The 1,126-nt window shown below is 37.2% G+C and carries 2 protein-coding genes; both read right to left on the bottom strand.

Going from position 1 to position 1,126, the window contains the following annotated elements:
- Positions 1 to 486, bottom strand: a 486-nt coding sequence (locus AC1DND_RS28970) for a glycoside hydrolase N-terminal domain-containing protein (protein ID WP_477586438.1), incomplete at its 3' end; no start/stop codon positions are given.
- 59 nt (positions 487 to 545) lie between these two features.
- The coding region (holA, locus tag AC1DND_RS28975; RefSeq protein WP_477586439.1) for a DNA polymerase III subunit delta at positions 546 to 1,126 on the bottom strand (581 nt) is incomplete at its 5' end.

The raw sequence follows: 1,126 nt of genomic DNA on the forward strand, positions 1-1,126 counted from the left end.
GCCCTGCTGCTGGGCGGCATGGATATAACAGTTAAAAACAGTACCATTTTCAAATTTTACCGTATTTAAAGCCGTTTCGATATCCAATTCGTTCGATACTACCTTCCCTAGTTTAGCAATATCAAATTCCATTGCCGCAGCTGGCAATTTAGTTGGATATGGGCTTCTATCATAAGGTTCATCGCCTATTTTTTGAACGGCGGCATAGTTGTTTTGATGAACCTGCTCTTCTACCCACTTAAAATTAAGCTTCGAGATATCAAGCGCCTTGCGTTCATCCCACAGATCTGCACGATCTAAAGAAAGACGTAGTTTATTGTTCTTTTCCCATATTAAAACGCCTAACATACCATTCCCCAAGGGCATGGCTTCATCCCACCTGTTGGCGAGTTTAGGAAAGGAAAGATTATAAGGTTTTAATGATTGGGCATAACCTGCGAAAGAAAAGCACAGGAGTAAAAAGAATAGGGTAAATTTAGTTTTCATTTGTTTGTTTAGAAATGGTTAGTACCTGTGGTAGTGTATCAATTTCTAAAATAATGATATTAAATTACAATAAAATCGCTAAAATTTGCGCAAACGTTTGATGGGTAATATAAAACAGGAAATTGCGAAAAAAAGATTAGTGTACAATCTTGAAAACGAGTTCTTTTAAGAGTTCTCCATCTTAGAAGCTTAGTGAAGTAACCACCTAAATTGGCCAAAACCATTACTGTTGGGTTGGCTTTAGGGTTGCTGGCGAAGTAATTGATAATTTTATTGCATTTCAGCACATCGCGGATGGCCAGTGCCTTCTGCAGTTCAAAAACATTATATTCTTTACTAATGCCTATGTTTTTCTGAACCAGATCGGTATTAATGGTTGTCTCTTTCGGAACATTGAGCATTAACTTTTCGATCTCGTTGGCAATTTTAGAAAGGTCGGTTCCTAAATATTCGGCCATTAAAGCCGATGCCTGCTGATCGATCTTGTAACCTTTATCTTTAATAAATTCTTCAATCCATGGCACCAGTTTATAATCGCGTACAGGATCTGACTGAAAAATCAATCCGCTTTTATTAATGGCTTTGTAGATTTTTTTTCGTTTATCGAAGTTCGCATACTTAAAAGCCAAAACCAATATGG

Source organism: Pedobacter sp. 01N416 (assembly GCF_056399685.1).